The organism is Rhizobium sp. 01T444 (assembly GCF_056398305.1).
This window is the reverse complement of the sequence record NZ_JBFTPD010000417.1, coordinates 1-519: the sequence shown is the minus strand read 5'-3', so window position 1 is coordinate 519 and position 519 is coordinate 1. Positions and strand designations below refer to the sequence as shown.

Sequence of the window (519 nt, the reverse complement as noted above, 5' to 3'; positions counted from 1 at the left end):
ATGCTGAGCAGTCCATCCTGCATCCGTCCGAGGTCGAATTGGGCGAGACCACGCGCGGCGTGATGGCCGAGGTCCAAAGGCTCCAGCCGCAGCGCGTGGTGTTCGACAGCCTGTCCGAGATGCGCCTGCTGGCGCAGGACCCCTTGCGCTACCGGCGGCAGATCCTGGCGCTCAAGCACTTCTTTTCGAGATGCCGCTGCACCGTCCTCATGCTGGACGACAGGTCCTCCAAGGCCGGCGACCTCCAGCTGCACAGCATCGCGCATGGCGTGCTCAGCCTCGACCAGACGACGGGCGCCTATGGCGAGAACAAGCGCTTCATGCGGGTCGTGAAGCTGCGCGGCGTGAAGTTCCGCGGCGGCGACCATGATTTCCGGCTCGACACCGGGGGCATCGCGCTCTTCCCGCGGCTCGTCGCGTCCGAGCATCGCGGCAGCTTCGAGCAGAGAGCGGCCAGAACCGGCAATGCCTCTCTCGATGCCATTCTGGGCGGCGGCTTGAGCTACGGAAGCAATACGC

At 66.1% G+C, this 519-nt stretch carries 1 protein-coding gene; it reads left to right on the top strand.

What is annotated here, in order from left to right; all coding sequences use genetic code 11:
- Positions 1-519: ATPase domain-containing protein (locus AC1DTN_RS39240; RefSeq protein WP_477925660.1), on the top strand; the 519-nt coding region annotated here is incomplete at both ends.